This is a genomic window from Cryobacterium shii (assembly GCF_004402595.1).
Taxonomy (GTDB): domain Bacteria; phylum Actinomycetota; class Actinomycetes; order Actinomycetales; family Microbacteriaceae; genus Cryobacterium; species Cryobacterium shii.
Window position 1 is genome coordinate 25,964 of record NZ_SOFY01000084.1, and the last position, 15,922, is coordinate 41,885.

At 68.5% G+C, this 15,922-nt stretch carries 15 protein-coding genes and 1 tRNA gene; 12 read left to right on the forward strand and 4 right to left on the reverse strand.

Translation table 11 applies throughout. The annotated features are described in order from the left end of the window. The first annotated feature begins 96 nt into the window (after positions 1 to 96). Positions 97 to 1,602: an MFS transporter gene (locus E3O49_RS15325; protein ID WP_370262106.1), complete on the forward strand. Its 1,506-nt coding sequence runs from the start codon at positions 97 to 99 to the stop codon at positions 1,600 to 1,602. Between the two features lie 23 nt (positions 1,603 to 1,625). Here the strand turns inward: E3O49_RS15325 and E3O49_RS15330 are convergent, their stop codons facing one another. Beyond that, a complete protein-coding gene (locus E3O49_RS15330) occupies positions 1,626 to 1,892 on the reverse strand; it encodes a DUF6458 family protein (RefSeq protein ID WP_134365224.1) in 267 nt (88 codons plus the stop codon). A gap of 101 nt (positions 1,893 to 1,993) precedes the next feature. Between E3O49_RS15330 and E3O49_RS15335 the strand changes: the two genes are divergently transcribed. Genes E3O49_RS15335 through E3O49_RS15345 form a run of 3 tightly spaced genes read left to right on the forward strand, consistent with a single transcriptional unit; the run spans position 1,994 to position 4,985 of the window. Then, complete coding sequence (locus tag E3O49_RS15335; RefSeq protein ID WP_134365225.1) at positions 1,994 to 3,061, forward strand: 3-isopropylmalate dehydrogenase; 1,068 nt, start codon at positions 1,994 to 1,996, stop codon at positions 3,059 to 3,061. Next, positions 3,058 to 4,224 (forward strand): branched-chain amino acid aminotransferase, encoded by a 1,167-nt coding sequence (locus E3O49_RS15340; RefSeq protein WP_134365226.1) that lies wholly within the window; start codon positions 3,058 to 3,060, stop codon positions 4,222 to 4,224. The genes E3O49_RS15335 and E3O49_RS15340 overlap by 4 nt, the downstream gene beginning before the upstream one ends. Continuing rightward, the gene (locus E3O49_RS15345) at positions 4,221 to 4,985 is read left to right on the forward strand and encodes a fumarylacetoacetate hydrolase family protein (protein ID WP_134365227.1); all 765 of its coding nucleotides are present in this window, start codon (positions 4,221 to 4,223) and stop codon (positions 4,983 to 4,985) included. Before E3O49_RS15340 ends, E3O49_RS15345 begins: the two co-directional genes overlap by 4 nt. 17 nt (positions 4,986 to 5,002) lie before the next feature. Here E3O49_RS15345 and E3O49_RS15350 read toward each other — a convergent pair whose 3' ends face one another. Further along, positions 5,003 to 5,638, reverse strand: coding sequence for a TetR/AcrR family transcriptional regulator (locus E3O49_RS15350; protein ID WP_134402827.1), 636 nt, complete (start codon positions 5,636 to 5,638; stop codon positions 5,003 to 5,005). Between the two features lie 94 nt (positions 5,639 to 5,732). On the opposite strand from E3O49_RS15350, the gene E3O49_RS15355 reads away from it, so the two are divergent. Together E3O49_RS15355 and E3O49_RS15360 are read left to right on the forward strand one after the other, a co-directional pair. After that, positions 5,733 to 6,752 carry an NADP-dependent oxidoreductase gene (locus E3O49_RS15355; protein ID WP_134365229.1) on the forward strand — a complete coding sequence of 340 codons (1,020 nt, stop codon included), beginning with the start codon at positions 5,733 to 5,735 and terminating at the stop codon, positions 6,750 to 6,752. A gap of 48 nt (positions 6,753 to 6,800) precedes the next feature. Further along, entirely contained in the window at positions 6,801 to 7,511 is a 711-nt protein-coding gene (locus E3O49_RS15360; protein ID WP_134365230.1) for a type 1 glutamine amidotransferase domain-containing protein, read from the forward strand. Positions 7,512 to 7,657: 146 nt separating this feature from the next. On the opposite strand, the gene E3O49_RS15365 is transcribed toward E3O49_RS15360, so the two are convergent. Continuing rightward, entirely contained in the window at positions 7,658 to 8,782 is a 1,125-nt protein-coding gene (locus tag E3O49_RS15365; protein ID WP_134365231.1) for an aminotransferase class V-fold PLP-dependent enzyme, read from the reverse strand. A gap of 81 nt (positions 8,783 to 8,863) precedes the next feature. Between E3O49_RS15365 and E3O49_RS15370 the strand changes: the two genes are divergently transcribed. From E3O49_RS15370 to E3O49_RS15380, 3 genes are all read left to right on the forward strand, one after another. Then, complete coding sequence (locus tag E3O49_RS15370; protein WP_134451863.1) at positions 8,864 to 9,889, forward strand: LysR family transcriptional regulator; 1,026 nt, start codon at positions 8,864 to 8,866, stop codon at positions 9,887 to 9,889. 11 nt (positions 9,890 to 9,900) lie between these two features. Continuing rightward, entirely contained in the window at positions 9,901 to 11,421 is a 1,521-nt protein-coding gene (gene gltX / locus E3O49_RS15375; protein ID WP_134451865.1) for a glutamate--tRNA ligase, read from the forward strand. Positions 11,422 to 11,627: 206 nt separating this feature from the next. Beyond that, positions 11,628 to 11,699, forward strand: a tRNA-Gln gene (locus E3O49_RS15380). Positions 11,700 to 12,145: 446 nt separating this feature from the next. Here E3O49_RS15380 and E3O49_RS15385 read toward each other — a convergent pair. Continuing rightward, the gene (locus E3O49_RS15385; RefSeq protein WP_134368120.1) at positions 12,146 to 12,463 is read right to left on the reverse strand and encodes a metal-sensitive transcriptional regulator; all 318 of its coding nucleotides are present in this window, start codon (positions 12,461 to 12,463) and stop codon (positions 12,146 to 12,148) included. Between the two features lie 238 nt (positions 12,464 to 12,701). Here E3O49_RS15385 and E3O49_RS18855 point away from each other — a divergent pair, with 238 nt between their 5' ends. The 3 genes from E3O49_RS18855 to E3O49_RS15400 all read left to right on the forward strand — a co-directional run bounded on the left by E3O49_RS18855 (position 12,702) and on the right by E3O49_RS15400 (position 15,904). Further along, a complete protein-coding gene (locus tag E3O49_RS18855) occupies positions 12,702 to 13,022 on the forward strand; it encodes a heavy-metal-associated domain-containing protein (RefSeq protein WP_134368119.1) in 321 nt (106 codons plus the stop codon). Between the two features lie 32 nt (positions 13,023 to 13,054). Further along, positions 13,055 to 15,310, forward strand: coding sequence for a heavy metal translocating P-type ATPase (locus E3O49_RS15395; protein WP_134368122.1), 2,256 nt, complete (start codon positions 13,055 to 13,057; stop codon positions 15,308 to 15,310). 102 nt (positions 15,311 to 15,412) lie between these two features. After that, a complete protein-coding gene (locus E3O49_RS15400) occupies positions 15,413 to 15,904 on the forward strand; it encodes a hypothetical protein (protein ID WP_134368118.1) in 492 nt (163 codons plus the stop codon). The last annotated feature ends 18 nt before the right edge of the window (positions 15,905 to 15,922 follow it).

Consider the following 15,922-nt stretch of genomic DNA (forward strand, 5'->3'; position numbering starts at 1 on the left):
TGGACGGTTTACTTCACCGTCCGGACGGTACAGTCACCGTCCCTGAAGCCGAAAGCAGTCGTCACCGTGTCCAACTCCCTCCGTGAGACCAGCCCCATTGCAGCCGAGAGCCGGGTGATCAGCTCCCGCCGCCGGTGGTGGGCCCTGGTCGTTCTGATGCTGCCCGTGCTCCTGGTATCGATCGACAACACGGTGCTCAACCTCGCCCTGCCGGCCATTTCCGAGGACCTCCGCCCGACCGGAACCCAGTTGCTCTGGGTGATCGACATCTACCCGCTCATGCTCGCCGGGCTCCTCGTGGCCATGGGCAGCCTCGGTGACCGGATTGGCCGGCGCCGGCTGCTCCTGATCGGCTCGGCCGGCTTCGGAGCCGTCTCCGTCGTGGCTGCCTTCGCCCCCAGCATCGAGTGGCTCATCATCGATCGCGCCGTGCTGGGTTTCTTCGGCGCCATGCTGATGCCTCCGACGCTGTCCCTGTTGCGGTCCGTCTTCACCGACCGCAACCAGCGCCGACTGGCCATCGCCATCTGGGCGAGCGGTTTCGCCGCCGGCAGCGCCCTGGGCCCCGTCGTGGGCGGCGTGCTGCTGGAACACTTCAAGTGGGGCTCCGTCTTCCTGCTGGCGGTGCCGCTGCTGGTGCCGCTCCTGGTGCTCGGCCCGCTGCTGGTGCCCGAATCCCGCGACCCGAACCCCGGGCGCATCGACGCCCCGAGCATCGCGCTCTCACTGGCCACCATGCTGCCCGTCGTCTACGGCATCAAGGCCGTTGCCGAAGCCGGCGCCACGCTCCCGGCCCTGGCTCCGATCGTGCTCGGCCTCGCCGCGGGCATCCTCTTCGTCCGCCGCCAGGGCCGGCTCACCCACCCGATGATCGACCTCGCCCTGTTCCGGCAGGGCGCGTTCAGCGGGGCGATCGGCGTCAACCTGCTGAGCGTTGTCGCACTCGTCGGCGGGCTGTTCTTCGTGTCCCAGTACCTGCAGCTCGTCCTGGGCCTCTCACCGCTGGCGGCCGGGCTCGTGCTCGTGCCGGGGCTGGTGGCCATGATCGTGTCCGGCCTGGTCATCGTTCCGATCGCCCGCCGGGTGCGGCCGTCGATCGTGGTGCCGGTGGCACTGCTGATCTCGGCGTGCGGCTATGCGGCCGCCGCGCTCGGCGGGGCGAACCTGGACGCGGCCGGCATCGCGCTGGTTTTCGTCGCACTCGGGATCGGAATCGGCGCCGCCGAGACGGTGTCGAACGAACTGATCGTGGCGAGCGCTCCCGCGGACAAGATGGGAGCGGCATCCGCTGTCGGGGAAACCGCGTACGAGCTCGGTGCGGTGCTCGGCACGACGATCCTCGGCACCATCCTGACGGCGAGTTACCGCAGCGCTGTCGTGCTGCCGGAATCGCTGACAGCGGCGCAGCGCGCGGCCGCATCCGAGACGCTCGGCGGCGCCGTGGCCGTGGCCGCCGGGCTGCCGGCCGGCCGGGCCGACCTGCTGCTGCAGTCCGCCCGCGACGCGTTCGCGGGCGGGATCGGGCCCACGGCCTGGATCGGGGCCGGGCTGGTGCTGGCGGCGGCGTTGGTGGCGCTGATCACCCTGCGCAAAGCCACCTGAGCCGCCGCCAGCGTGCCGTACTGCTAAAGACCGTTCGTCTGGATGTCGTCGACGGAGCTCTTCTGTGAGGTGACCTGCTCGCCGCTCGCCGGGTCGATGGCGCTGCGGGTGGTGGTCAGGGTGCTGCGCTTGCGGGTGAGCAGGACGATGCCGAGGATGGTGATGACGGCGCCGGCAGCCATCAGGATGTAGCCGACCAGCTCGATGTCCATCCACTCCACGGAGACGTTCAAGGCGAACACCATGACGGCGCCGACGACGAGGAGGAAGATTCCGAATCCGATACTCATGCTGACTGCTTTCTGTTGGTTGTCAGGAATTGTCCAGCTTAGACACTTCATGTGTCGCAGTAGGGTTTATCTACAGCCAACGTCCAGACATACGGAGTCGAATGTCCCCTCAGATCAAGCTCGCTGTCATTCCCGGAGACGGGATCGGCCCCGAGGTCGTCGCCGAAGCGGTCAAGGTCCTGGGTGCCGCCACGGCATCAGAGGACGTGTCTTTCGACCTGACCTGGTTCTCCCTCGGCGCGACCCGGTTCCTCGAAACCGGTGACGTGCTCACCGACGAGGACCTCGGCTCGATCGCCGGCCACGACGCCATCCTGCTCGGCGCCGTCGGCGGGACCCCCGGGGACCCCCGTCTCAAAGACGCCAACATCGAACGCGGACTGCTCCTGAAGCTGCGCTTCTCGCTCGACCACTACGTCAACCTGCGCCCGAGCGTGCTGTTCCCGGGTGTGCAGAGCCCGTTGGCCGCCCCCGGCAACGTCGATTTCGTCGTCGTGCGCGAGGGCACCGAGGGCCCGTACGTCGGCAACGGCGGCGCCATCCGCCAGGGCACGGCACACGAGGTCGCCAACGAGGTCTCCGTGAACACGGCCTTCGGCGTCGAGCGGGTCGTGCGCCACGCCTTCGCCGTCGCCCAGGCCCGGCCGGGCAAACACCTCACCCTCGTGCACAAGACCAATGTGCTCGTCTTCGCCGGTAGCCTCTGGCAGCGGGTCGTCGCATCCGTCGCCGCCGAGTTCCCCGAGGTGGCCGTCGACTACCTGCACGTGGATGCCGCGACGATTTTCCTCGTCACGAATCCGAGTAGGTTTGATGTCATCGTCACGGACAACCTCTTCGGCGACATCCTGACCGATCTGGCGGCCGCAATCAGCGGCGGCATCGGTCTCGCGGCCTCCGGGAACATCAATCCCGAGGGCCGGTTCCCCAGCATGTTCGAGCCCGTGCACGGTTCGGCCCCGGACATCGCGGGCAAGCAGCTGGCAGACCCCACCGCGGCCATCCTCTCGGTCGCTCTCCTCCTGGACCACCTGGGCCTCGCGGATGCGTCGACGCGGGTTTCCGCGGCCGTCACCGCGGATATCGCCGCCCGCGATCGGACGCCCCGGAGCACCTCCGAGGTGGGCGATGCCATCGTGACCCGACTGACAGACAAGGGACTCCAATGAGCCAGGCAGCACCCAGCGAGACCACACCGACCGATACCACGTCCACCGAGACCACGACCTTCCCGCTGAGCTTCGCCGTCACGCCCTCCGAGGCGGCCCGGTCGCAGGTCGAGCGCGAGGACATCCTCGCCGACCCCGGATTCGGCAAGAAGTTCACCGATCACATGGTCGCGATCGACTGGACCATCGACGACGGCTGGCACAACGCCCGCGTCATGCCCTACGGCCCGCTTCAGCTGGACCCGGCGTCCTCCGTGCTGCACTACGGGCAGGAGATCTTCGAGGGCCTGAAGGCCTACCGTCACGCCGACGGTTCGATCTGGACCTTCCGCCCCGAGAAGAACGCGGAGCGGCTGCAGCGCTCGGCCCGCCGCCTGGCACTGCCCGAGCTGCCGGTGGCCGACTTCATCGAATCGATCAAACAGATGGTCGCCATCGACGGCGACTGGGTGCCCTCGGCTCCGGAGACCAGCCTGTACCTGCGCCCCTTCATGATCGCCAACGAGAGCTTCCTCGGCGTGCGGGCCGCCCACCAGGTGGGCTACTACGTGATCGCGAGCCCGGCCGGCGCCTACTTCGCCGACGGCGTGGCCCCGATCAAGATCTGGCTCTCGACCGAGTACTCCCGAGCCGGCCGCGGCGGCACCGGTGCGGCCAAGTGCGGCGGCAACTACGCCGCCAGCCTGCTGCCCCAGATGCAGGCCTACGACAACGGATGCGCGCAGGTGCTCTTCCTCGACGGCGAGACCAGCAGCCGCATCGACGAGCTCGGCGGCATGAACGTGTTCTTCGTCTACGGCGCCGACACGATCGTCACGCCGCGCCTGACCGGGTCCATCCTCGAGGGCGTCACCCGCGACAGCATCATCCAGCTGGCCCGGGACAGGGGACTGACCGTGGAGGAGCGAGACGTGACCCTCGGCGAATGGCAGGAGGGGGTGGCATCCGGTGCCATCACCGAGGTGTTCGCCTGCGGGACCGCCGCCGTCGTCACGCCCATCTCCCAGCTCAAGGGTCCGAACCTCGAAATCGGCGACCCGGATGCGCCGGCCGGCCGGATCACGATGGCGCTCCGCCAGGAACTGACCGACATCCAGTACGGCCGCCTGCCCGACCGCCACGGCTGGCTCACCCGCCTCGACGCCCCGGCCGGAACCGCATGAAGATCGCGCGGTTCAACAATGACGGGCTGATCTCGTTCGGGATCATCGACGACGACGAGCTGGTGGTGCTCAAGGGCGACCCGATGTTCGCGGGCTACGACCCCACCGGCCAGCGCGTCCCCGTGCGCGACGTGAAGCTGCTCGCCCCGGTGATCCCGCGGTCGAAGATCGTCGGGATGGCCTGGTCCTACTTCGCCGACGAAGACGAGCAGTCCGTCGCCATGGACTCCGAGCCGCGGTTCTTCCTCAAGCCGAACACCGCCGTCGTGGGCCCGGGCGACCCGATCGTGCTGCCGGCCGCGTCGCGGGACGTGCGGGTGGAGGGCGAACTCGCCATCGTGATCGGCAAGATCACGAAGAACGTGTCCGTGCTGGACGCCGAGGACTCCATCTTCGGCTACACGATCGCGAACGACGTCACCGCTGTTGACCTGCGCGAGCGGGACGGGCACCTGACCCGGGCGAAGAGCTTCGACTCGTTCTGCCCGCTCGGCCCGGTCATCGACACCGAGTTCGACTGGACCGGCCTCTCGATCGAATCCCGCATCAACGGTGAGACCTTCCAGGAGGGCACCGCGGCGCTGCTCAAACACACCGTGGCGGAGATGATCTCCTTCGTCTCCGGCGTGTTTACCCTGCTGCCGGGCGATGTCATCCTGACCGGGGCCCCCGGCCGGGCCCGCGCCGTCGCCGACGGCGACACCGTGCAGGTCGAGATCGCGGGCATCGGCGTGTTGTCGAACCCGGTGCGCCGGGCCTGAGCCCGGCCGCGCGACTGTCAGCCTGCTGCGGGCGCGTCCTGCGGAAACCAGGCCCGAATCTGGTCCAGCGCCGTGTCGAGCAGGGCGACCGACTCGGCCGCGTTGACCCGGGCGAGGAGCATGGCGCTCATCCCCAGTGAGGCCAGGGTCCTCGCACGCTCAGGGGCGCGGTCAGGCCCGGATTCTCCCGGAGCCGACCCGGCCGCCCGGAGGGCGTCCTGAAGGGCGCGGGTCAGCTCCGACCGGTAGTCGTCGACGACCTGGCGGGCCGGGTCGTCGTGGGCGGCGAGGCCCGCGGCGCAGTTCACGAGCAGGCAGCCGCGGCGGGGGGAATCCTCCGGCAGGGCGCACACCGCCGAGCGGAGTTCCGCGAAGTAGGCGATCAGTGACGCGCGGCCGGCCGAGGGGCCGACCCCGGCCCCGGCCCCGGTCAGGATGCGCAGGCGCGGCCGGATCACGGTGTCCTGGTAGTCCTCGACGGCGGCGTCGAAGAGGCCGCGCTTGCTGCCGAACGCGTGGTAGATGCTGGATCGCTTGAGTCCGGTGGCGGCTTCCAGATCGGCGAGGGAGGCCGCGTCGAAGCCCTTGTCCCAGAACAGGTCCCGGGCCGCCTGCACGACGGTGATGCGCTCGAAGCTCTGCATCCGTCCCATCGCGTTTCCTCCAATTTTCCTGTGAGTGGTTTTGTGTATCGCTCAGTACACAATATATTAGACCATCCGTTACAAAATAGCAGAGGAGCCCCCGATGGCCTCGTCCACCACCAGCACCCAGATCCAGCTCGCCGCGCGCCCCACCGGCTGGCCGACGGATGCCGACTTCAGCACCATCCGGATCGACCTGCCCGAGTTGGCCGCCGGCCAGGTGCGCGTCGCCAACGAATTCGTGTCGGTCGACCCCTACATGCGCGGTCGGATGAACGACGCCAAGTCCTACTCCGCGCCCTACGCGCTGGGGGACACCATGACCGGCGGGGCCGTCGGCCGCGTGGTCGCCTCGGCCTCCGACTCGGTTGCCGTCGGCGACGTGGTCGTGCACCAGTTCGGCTGGCGCGACCTGGTGCAGGAGGATGCCGCCGGATTCCGGGTCGTCCCCGAGCTCCCGGGCGTGCCGCTCTCCGCCTACCTCGGCGTGCTCGGCATGACCGCCCTCACCGCCTACGTCGGCCTGCTCGAGGTGGCCGGACTCAAGGAAGGCGACACCGTCTTCGTCTCCGGCGCCGCCGGCGCCGTCGGCAGCATGGTCGGCCAGATCGCCAGGCTCAAGGGCGCCAAGCGCGTGATCGGCTCGGCCGGTTCGGCCGAGAAGGTCGCCCTGCTGACCGAGAAGTACGGCTTCGACGCCGCCTTCAACTACAAGGATGGCAACATCGCCGAGCAGCTCGCCGCCGCCGCTCCGGACGGCATCGACGTCTACTTCGACAACGTCGGCGGGGAGCACCTCGAGGCGGCCCTGGCCACCTTCAACGATGGCGGCCGTGCTGCCCTCTGCGGCGCGATCTCCGTGTACAACAACACCGAGGCATCTGTCGGCCCCCGTAACCTGGCGAACATGATCGGTCGAGGCCTGACCCTCAAAGGCTTCATCGTGGGCAACTACGTGCAGCACTTCGCCGCGTTCTCCACCGACATGGCCGGCTGGCTCGCCTCGGGCGAGGTCGTCTTCGACGAGACGGTCGTCGACGGGATCGACAACGCGGTCGAGGCGTTCCTCGGTCTCATGCGCGGTGAGAACACCGGCAAGATGGTCGTCCGCACGAACGTCTGATCGACCCGACAGCATCCTTTTCATACGATCACAATCTCTGGAGAAACCATGAATTCAGTACTTTTCGTCGTCAGTGCCGCTGACCACTGGACCCTCAACGACGGCAGCCTGCACCCGACCGGTTACTGGGCCGAGGAGCTCGCCGAACCGCACCGCCTGTTCACCGAGGCCGGCTGGCAGATCACCATCGCTACGCCGGGCGGCGTCGCCCCCACCATCGACGCGGGCAGCCTGACGCCTGCGGCCGCCGGTGGCGAAGACCGCGCCGAGGCCATCGTCGCGTACCTCGACACGATCGGCACCGAACTCGACGAACCGCGCTCGATCGATAGCGTCACGGTCGCCGACTACGACGTCGTCTTCTACCCGGGCGGTCACGGCCCGATGGAAGACCTCGCCGTCGACGCCGTCTCCGGCGCCATCATGACCGAGGCCCTCGACTCCGGTCGCATCCTCGGCGTGCTCTGCCACGCACCGGCCGCGATGCTCGCCGCCAAGCGTGCCGACGGTAGCTGGCCGTTCACCGGCTACCGGATGACCGGCTTCACCGACGAGGAGGAGACCCTCGGCGGCCTCGCCCCGAAGGCGAAGTGGCTCGTGCAGAGCCGCCTGGTCGAACTGGGCGCCGACTTCGTCGCCGGCGAGGCGTGGGGCGAGCACATGGAGATCGACCGCAACCTTTACACCGGCCAGAACCCGGCCTCCTCGGCCGCCCTCGCTACCGCGATCATCGCGGCCGTAACCGAAAAGACCGCCTGACCACCCCGCCGAGCCGTGAGTTCCGACCCTCTTTTTCGCTTTTTGAGGGGAGTTGCTCACCGCTCGGCGGACCGCGCCCGGGCTTGACGGTGGGTTGCGGGTCCGGACCGGCGGGCGGCGGGCGGCGGGCGGCGGGCGGCGGATTGTCAGGGGCGGAGGGCGCGGAGGGCGTCGGCGACGTCGTCCTCGTCGTTCCAGAGGTGGAAGGCCACCCGCGCCCGACCGGCCCGGCCCGAAGCGGTGAGCCCCGCCTGGGTGAGCCGGTCCAGGTCGGTGCCGTCGGCATCCGGCCAGGTCACGATCGCCTGGCCGGCCGGCGCCAGGCCGAGCCCGGTGCAGAGGGTGTCGCCCAGCGCCACGGCGTGATCGCGCACCTCGGCCAGGTCGAGCCGGCCGAACAGGTCCAGCGCGGGCTCGGCGCCCACCCAGGCGTTCCAGGCGGGGGAGACGTCGAACCGGCGCGCGTCGGTCGCGAGGTCCATGGCCGGTCCGTAGCAGGAGGCCCATGGGTCCCGGCCGGCGTACCAGCCGGCCTGCACGGGGAACAGCCGGGCGGCCAGGCGCTCGGTCACGGTCAGGAAGGCCACGCCCCGGGGAGCGCAGAGCCACTTGTAGCTGTGGCAGATGGTGGCGTCGAAGACGGATGCGTCCACCGGCATCCACCCGGCGGCCTGCGTCGTGTCGCAGAGGGTGAGGCTCCCGTGCCGTGCGGCCGCGGCCCTGATCGCCACGGTGTCGGCGACCGCGCCGGTGGCCGACTGCACCAGCGACCAGGCCACGAGCCAGGTGTCGGCGGTGATTCCGGCGGCCAGCTCAGCCAGCGGCAGATGCCGCACGGTGACCCCGCGGTGGGCCTGGCCGAGGAAGGGAAACACCATCGAGCTGAAGTCGCCGTCAACGCAGAGCACCTCCGCGCCGTCGGGCACGCTCGCGGCGAGCAGGCCGGCCAGCACGGATGCCTGCGACCCGATCGCGACCCGGCTCACCGGAACGTGCACGAGCCCCGCGTACGCGTGCCGAACCCGCTCGACGGCGGCGGCATAGCCCGTCGCCGAGGCCTGTCCGAGCGCCCACGCCTCGGCGTCCGCGCGAAGGGCCGCCTCCGTCTCCCTGGTCGGCAGCCCCAGCGTGCAGGCGGCCAGGTAGCCGCGGCCGCCGCGGAACCGGGCGCGCGCCTCCCGCACCCCGATGTGGGGCGGCAGCTCCGGCAGCTCCGGCAGTTCCGAGCGCGCGTCGGTCGAACGCGCGGCGGGGGAGTCGATCGGATTCATTCCTCCAGCATGCGGCGGGGGCATGCATTCGACAACAGCCACTAAATGATGTGAAACATAGCCGCAGGTTATGATTCGGGAATGACTCCCGTCGCCCCGCCCGTTCTCGATGCGCAGAGCCTGCGCGTCGTGGGCGCCATCGCCGCCCACGGGTCGATCACCGCGGCGGCCGCCGCGCTGGGCTACAGCCAGCCGGCCGTGAGCCAGCACCTCAAACGGCTGGAACAGCGCATCGGCATGGCCGTGATCGAGCGCGTCGGCCGCGGCGTGCGGCTCACCGAGGCCGGCCGGCTTCTCGCCCGGCACGCCGTGACGGTGACCGTCGCCCTGGAGGCCGCGTCCGGAGAGCTGGCCGAGCTGCAGGGGCTGCGGGCCGGCCAGGTGAGGCTGGCGGCCTTCCCCTCCGCCTCGGCCACGATCGTGCCCCGGTTGATCGCGGATCTGCGGAGCCGGCATCCGGGTATCACCGTCACCTACGTCGAGGCCGAGCCGCCGGAGGCCGTGGCTCTCGTGCGCGAAGACGACGCCGACCTGGCGATCACCTTCAGCTACCCCGGCGACCGGGTCGACCCGCACCGGGCCAGCGCGCACGGCCTGGTCGTGACCACGCTCCGCCGGGACGAGATGCTGCTCGTGTTGCCGGCCGGCCACGCGCACGCCGGCGACGACGCGGTCGACCTCGCCGACCTGGCCGGGGAGAACTGGATCGGCGGATGCCCGCGGTGCCGCGGTCACCTGCTGGAGCTCTGCGAGCACAGCGGTTTCACGCCCCGCATCTCCTACGAGACTGACAACACGGCTGCGGTGCTCGGCCTCGTAGCGGCGGGAATCGGCGTCGCGATGCTGCCCGCGCTGGCCGTCGGTGCCGGGCTCGCCCCCGCATCCGTCGCGGCGCACCCGTCGGTGAGCATCCGCCCGACCCTGGCCCGGGACCACCGCACCCTGCACGCGGTCACGGTCGCCGGTGCCGCCGGAGTGCCCGCCATCGCCGCGACCCTGCGGCGTCTGGCCGCGCTCACCGCGCTCACCGCGCTCACCGCGCTCACCGCGCTCACCGCGCTCACCGCGCTCACCGCGGCCGCCCCGGCCGGGGCCGTCGCCAACTAGACTCGATGTCGATGTCTGAGACAATAGCGCACCCGTTTTCCACCGCCACCGGCACCGACGTCCGCGTTCGGTTCTGCCCCTCGCCGACCGGAACGCCGCACGTCGGCCTCATCCGCACGGCCCTGTTCAACTGGGCTTACGCCCGGCACACAGGTGGCACGTTTATCTTCCGGATCGAGGACACCGACCCGGCCCGTGACACCGAGGAGAGCTTCGTGCAGCTCCTCGACGCGCTGCGCTGGCTGCGCCTGGACTGGGACGAGGGCGTCGAGGTCGGCGGGCCGCACGGCCCCTACCGCCAGTCCGAGCGCTACGACATCTACGCCGACGTCATTGAGAAGCTCAAGGCATCCGGCCACATCTACGAGAGCTTCGCCACCGGTGAGGAGATCGAGGTGCGCAATGTCGCACGCGGACGCGATCCCAAGGCCGGCTACGACAACTTCGAACGCGATCTGAGTGACGAGCAGAAGGCAGCCTTCCGCGCCGAGGGCCGTTCGCCGGCGTTGCGACTGAAGGTGCCGGACACGGACATCTCCTTCGACGACCTGGTTCGCGGCGAGATCACCTTCCCGGCCGGCTCGTTCAGCGACTTCGTCGTGGTGCGGCCCAACGGGCATCCGTTATACCCGTTCGTGAACCCGGTCGACGACGCCATGATGGGCGTCACCCACGTGCTGCGCGGCGAAGACCTGCTCTCCTCCACGCCGCGCCAGATCGCGCTGTACCACGCGCTGATCGACATCGGGCTGGCTACGTTCGTGCCGCGCTTCGGGCACATGCCCTACGTGATGGGGGAGGGCAACAAGAAGCTCTCCAAGCGCGACCCCGAGTCCAACCTGTTCCACCACCGCGCTCGCGGCTTCGTGCCGGAGGGCCTGGTCAACTACCTGTCGCTGCTCGGCTGGTCGCTCGCGAGCGACCGCGACGTGTTCACGATCGATGAGATGATCGCCGCGTTCGACGTTGTCGACGTATTGCCGAACCCGGCCCGCTTCGACCTCAAAAAGGCCGAGTCGCTCAACGGCGACCACATCCGCCTGCTCGACCCCGCGGACTTCGCCGCTCGGGTCATCCCGTACCTGGTGGCCGCCGGCGACGTGACGGAACCGCTGAGCGAGGTGCAGCAGGCCATCCTCGAGGCCGCGGCCCCGCTCGTTCAGGAGCGCATCGCCCTGCTCGGTGAGGCGCCCGGCATGCTCGGCTTCCTGTTCATCGGCGGCGACTCGCTGGTCTACCAGCCGGATGCGCTCGCCTCGCTCCCGAAGAATTCCCAGGAGATCCTCGCCGCCTCCACCGCGGCGCTGCTGGACATTCCCGAAGCGGAATGGACGCACGACCGCGTGCACACCACGCTCACCGAGACGCTGATCGACGGCCTCGCACTCAAGCCCCGAGTGGCCTTCGGCCCGTTGCGGGTCGCCGTCTCAGGCCGCCGCATCTCGCCGCCGCTGTTCGAGTCGATGGAGATCCTCGGCAAGGCGGAGTCCGTGCTGCGGCTCACCCGCCTGGCGGCGCACACCCTCGAGTAACCGAGGCTCCGGGCGGAGGTGGGCCCTGGCTCGCCACCGCCCGGCTCCGCCCGGCTCCGCCCGGCTCCGCCCGGCTCCGCCCGGCTCCGCCCGGCTCCGCCCGGATCGCCGGCGGCACGTTCTCGCCATCGAATTCGGCCCTGAATTTGTACCGCCCGGCAAGGTGGGTTAGAGTTACGAGTCGGCCGGTTCTTCGGAACGGGCAGTGGGGTATGGTGTAATTGGCAACACGACTGATTCTGGTTCAGTTGTTCTTGGTTCGAGTCCAGGTACCCCAGCACTGAGTGAAACCCCCGGTCATTCGGGGGGGGTTTTGTCATTTGTGCGACCCTGTTGAGCCACGTCTGAATCTCGCTATCCGGACGAAGAATCGGTTCCGCGTTGCCCCTTTCGCCCGATTTCCCGCGGATTGCCGAGTCGGCCAGGGCGAAGTGTCGATGGACATGACGTGAAACGTGATGTTCTTGGTTCGAGTCTCCGGATGGGTGACCGTTGAGCGTGGTTTTGCAATGGCGGCTGTGGGGTTTCTGCCCTACGGCTCACAGAGATGGGCCAGAGCTCGCGAGACTGGCTCCGGCGTGCCGACTGCTGTGATGATGATTGATGCAGCCCACAGTGACGATCGCCCCCGCGGCCAACGGCGGACTGTCGAAGACGGCTGCGCCGGCAAGGCCAGTCGCTGGCCTAGGCCAGCGACTGGCAGGAAAGGTTAGCTGCAGGGAGCCTACGAGCGAACCAATCGAGCGATTGCGGTCGAGGCCTCCCGGATCTTGGCGGCCCCTTCTTCACCGCCAGATGCGACGGCGGCCACAACGCAGTGACTCATGTGGTCGTCTAGCAGACCCAGTGCCACGGACTGCAGAGCGCTGGTCATGGCCGATATTTGCGTCAGGATATCGATGCAGTATTGTTCGTCTTCGACCATGCCCTGTAAGCCGCGGGCCTGCCCCTCGATGCGACGAAGTCGCTTCAAGTAGGCATCCTTATTTGAGATGTATCCGTGGGGGCCGGCGTGGGCCGCCTCGTCGTTCGAATCACTCATCGATGTCTTTGTCCTGATCTGTTCTGACCCGTGGGATAACGAAGCCTGCATATGAGTAGCAGAGTAACGATATAACTATACCCCCCGGCGGTATCTAACGAATTGGGCGCTGAGTGGTTGTTTGCCGTCGCCTCATGTTGACCGAGTACCCCCCAGGGGTATACATTGAGATTACCCCCTGGGGGTACTTCCCGACGGTTGCTTCGATCGCCGCGGAACGAAAGGAATCGTGAATACTATGTCGTCGTTGAATCAGAATGATCTTGGCCTTACCGACGCTTCGTGCTCTTGCGGGTCGCAGACACACAAATCGGAGCGTACTGCCGAGTCCGGCGCCGTTACGACGACTTTCCACGTGTCGGGCATGACCTGCTCTCACTGCGTGAAGAGCGTGACGGCCGAAGTGGGCAGGGTCCCCGGGGCCGAAACCGTGGATGTTGAACTTGTCCCGGGTGGTGTCTCGTTGGTCACCGTTTCCAGCGCGGGCCCGCTAAATCCTGCCGCGGTGGCTGCCGCCGTCGACGAAGCAGGCTACGAACTGGTCACGGCGACACCGTGAGCGGCCAGCAGGTCGACCTGCTCGTCGGAGGCATGACCTGCGCCTCCTGCGCGGCCCGGATCGAGAAGAAACTCAACCGCATGCCCGGGGTGGAGGCCTCCGTCAACTACGCCACCGAAAAAGCCAGCGTTTTCGTCCCCGACGGTACGACGATCGAGCAGGCCATCGCGGTAATCGTGGAGACCGGCTACACGGCCGAACGTCCGAGACCGCCCGAAGCTGAGGTCCCCGATGCGCCGACGGAGCAGGACCGCGAGGTCGCAGGCCTACGCCAGCGGCTGATCGTGTCTGGGGTGCTCGCCGCCCCCGTTCTCCTGCTCTCGATGATCCCGCCGCTTCAATTCACCAACTGGCAGTGGCTGGCCCTTACCTTGGCCGCGCCCGTCGCTGTCTGGGGAGCCTGGCCCTTCCACCGCGCCGCCTGGACCAACCTGCGCCACGGTGCAGCAACCATGGACACTCTGATCAGCATCGGCGTGCTCGCCGCCCTCGGCTGGTCGCTGTTTGCGCTGTTCTTCGGCACCGCCGGAATGCCCGGTATGACCATGAGCTTCAGCCTCACCGCCAGCCCCAAGGGCGGAGCCGCTGAGATTTACCTGGAGGTCGCCTCGGCGGTCACCGTGTTCATTCTGGCCGGCCGCTACTTCGAGGCCCGCGCCAAGAAGCAGTCCGGCGCCGCACTGAAGGCGTTGCTCGAACTCGGCGCGAAAGAGACGACCCTCTTGCGGGACGGCGTCGAGACCAACGTGCCAACCGCATCCCTGGTTGTCGGCGACCACTTCGTGGTGCGCCCCGGAGAGAAAATCGCCACGGACGGCACGGTCACCGAAGGAAACTCGGCGATCGACGCGAGCATGCTCACCGGCGAGTCCGTTCCGGTCGAGGTCGGCCCCGGCGCCGCCGTGGTCGGCGCCACCCTCAACTCGGGTGGGCGCCTGGTTGTCCGGGCGACCCGGATCGGAGCCGACACGCAGCTCGCCCAACTCGGTCATCTGGTCGAGCAGGCGCAAACCGGCAAGGCCGAGGTGCAGCGCCTCGCCGACCGCGTCTCCGCCGTCTTCGTGCCCATCGTGATCGCTCTGTCCCTGGCGACCCTCGCCGTCTGGCTGCTCATCGGCGCCGGGCCCGTCGTGGCATTCACCGCGGCCGTGGCCACCCTGATCATCGCCTGCCCGTGCGCGCTGGGCCTGGCAACGCCGACCGCGCTGCTGGTCGGAACCGGGCGCGGCGCCCAACTGGGCATCCTGATCAAGGGCCCGCAGGTGCTCGAATCCACCCGCCGGGTCGACACCATCGTGCTCGACAAGACCGGCACCGTCACCACCGGCCGGATGACCCTCGTCGCGACCGCCCCCGTCTCTGGCGTCACCGAAGAGGAACTCCTCGGCCTCGCCGGCGCGGCGGAAACCGGTTCCGAGCATCCGATCGCCCAAGCCATCGTGTCCGGTGCCCGAGAGCGCAGCGGCGAACTGCCGGCGCCGGAGTCGTTCGCCTCGACCGACGGGCTCGGCGTGCAAGTCCTCATCGACGGCCGGGTCGTGCTGGTTGGCCGGCCGCGCTGGCTGACCGAGCAGTGGGCCATCCCGCTCACGTCTGAACTCCAAGCGGCGCTCTCATCGTTCGAGGACCAGGGTCGCACCGTGGTAGCTGTGGCCTGGGACGGCCACGCGAAGGGCTTGATCGCCGTGTCCGACACGGTCAAGGACACCAGTGCCGCTGCCATCGCCGAGTTCCGGCGCCTCGGCCTGCGACCGGTGCTCCTCACCGGTGACAACGCGACCGTGGCCGCATCCGTGGCCGCAGAAGTCGGCATCACTGAAGTCCGGGCCGGCGTCCTCCCGGCCGAGAAAGCGGCAATCATCCGGCAGTTGCAGGGCGAGGGACGTGTCGTGGCGATGGTCGGCGACGGCGTAAACGATGCTGTCGCGCTGGCCACCGCCGACCTCGGCATCGCGATGGGATCCGGAACGGATGTCGCGATCGAGGCCAGCGACCTGACCCTGGTGCGCAGTAACCTCGTGGCGGCAGCGGATGCGATCCGGCTTTCCCGCCGCACCCTCGCCACCATCAAGGCCAACCTCTTCTGGGCCTTCGCCTACAACGTGGCCGCGATCCCGCTGGCCATGTTGGGCCTGCTCAACCCGCTGATCGCGGGCGGCGCAATGGCGTTGTCCTCCGTCTTCGTCGTGAGCAACAGCCTCCGGTTGCGCAGCTTCCGCGGCCTCAACCTGACGATCACTGCGTCGCCCACCGGCGTCCCCGTGGCAGTGCCGATAGGCGTCGACTGACCTGCTGCTTTTGGTTTCACAGGTAGCCCTGCGCAAAAGTCGATACTGTAGGGGGGTATACACGGAGACGCTAACCGCGACAGGCATGGACCCGGAGGTGACATGAAGCTCGATCGCATCACACGAGCGGCGTACCTCCGGAAGCCTGCCTTCCGGTCCACGCTTATGGCGATGGTCGCCTTGGCCGCGATTCTGTTCAGTTTTCTGGCCATGAACTCAACGCACGCCGGGCATGAGACCGGTGGGACCGCATTTGCGACCGCATCCGGCCAGGCACCCGATGTGGGTATTGTGCCCGGCGTCGGCGCTGGCGCTGGCGTTGTCGCAACAGGCGCCGTTGTCGCGGCAGCCTCCATTGCCGCTCACGCCCGCATCGGGGTGCTCGGCTGCGCTGACTGCGTACTGGACTGTGCAATCCTCGCGATGACCTGCACCATTGTGCTCGTGCTCGCTTCGCTGATCTTGCTCGCCCGGCAGCCGTCCCTCTATCGTCGACTGCTCGACGCAGGCGGATGCAATGTTCGTCACCTCAGCGGCCCGACACTCCATATTTACCGACCGAGTCTGACAGCACTTTCCATCAATCGTATTTAGAACCAAACCCTCCCGCGC

What these genes read in the sequence shown, in the direction of transcription:
- E3O49_RS15330 (WP_134365224.1), bottom strand. Translation starts at nt 1,892, where the DNA reads ATGAGTATCGGATTCGGAATCTTCCTCCTCGTCGTCGGCGCCGTCATG.
- E3O49_RS15335 (WP_134365225.1), top strand. Translation starts at nt 1,994, where the DNA reads ATGTCCCCTCAGATCAAGCTCGCTGTCATTCCCGGAGACGGGATCGGC.
- E3O49_RS15340 (WP_134365226.1), top strand. Translation starts at nt 3,058, where the DNA reads ATGAGCCAGGCAGCACCCAGCGAGACCACACCGACCGATACCACGTCC.
- E3O49_RS15345 (WP_134365227.1), top strand. Translation starts at nt 4,221, where the DNA reads ATGAAGATCGCGCGGTTCAACAATGACGGGCTGATCTCGTTCGGGATC.
- E3O49_RS15350 (WP_134402827.1), bottom strand. Translation starts at nt 5,638, where the DNA reads ATGGGACGGATGCAGAGCTTCGAGCGCATCACCGTCGTGCAGGCGGCC.
- E3O49_RS15355 (WP_134365229.1), top strand. Translation starts at nt 5,733, where the DNA reads ATGGCCTCGTCCACCACCAGCACCCAGATCCAGCTCGCCGCGCGCCCC.
- E3O49_RS15360 (WP_134365230.1), top strand. Translation starts at nt 6,801, where the DNA reads ATGAATTCAGTACTTTTCGTCGTCAGTGCCGCTGACCACTGGACCCTC.
- E3O49_RS15365 (WP_134365231.1), bottom strand. Translation starts at nt 8,782, where the DNA reads ATGAATCCGATCGACTCCCCCGCCGCGCGTTCGACCGACGCGCGCTCG.
- E3O49_RS15370 (WP_134451863.1), top strand. Translation starts at nt 8,864, where the DNA reads ATGACTCCCGTCGCCCCGCCCGTTCTCGATGCGCAGAGCCTGCGCGTC.
- gltX (WP_134451865.1), top strand. Translation starts at nt 9,901, where the DNA reads ATGTCTGAGACAATAGCGCACCCGTTTTCCACCGCCACCGGCACCGAC.
- E3O49_RS15385 (WP_134368120.1), bottom strand. Translation starts at nt 12,463, where the DNA reads ATGAGTGATTCGAACGACGAGGCGGCCCACGCCGGCCCCCACGGATAC.
- E3O49_RS18855 (WP_134368119.1), top strand. Translation starts at nt 12,702, where the DNA reads ATGTCGTCGTTGAATCAGAATGATCTTGGCCTTACCGACGCTTCGTGC.
- E3O49_RS15395 (WP_134368122.1), top strand. Translation starts at nt 13,055, where the DNA reads ATGACCTGCGCCTCCTGCGCGGCCCGGATCGAGAAGAAACTCAACCGC.
- E3O49_RS15400 (WP_134368118.1), top strand. Translation starts at nt 15,413, where the DNA reads ATGAAGCTCGATCGCATCACACGAGCGGCGTACCTCCGGAAGCCTGCC.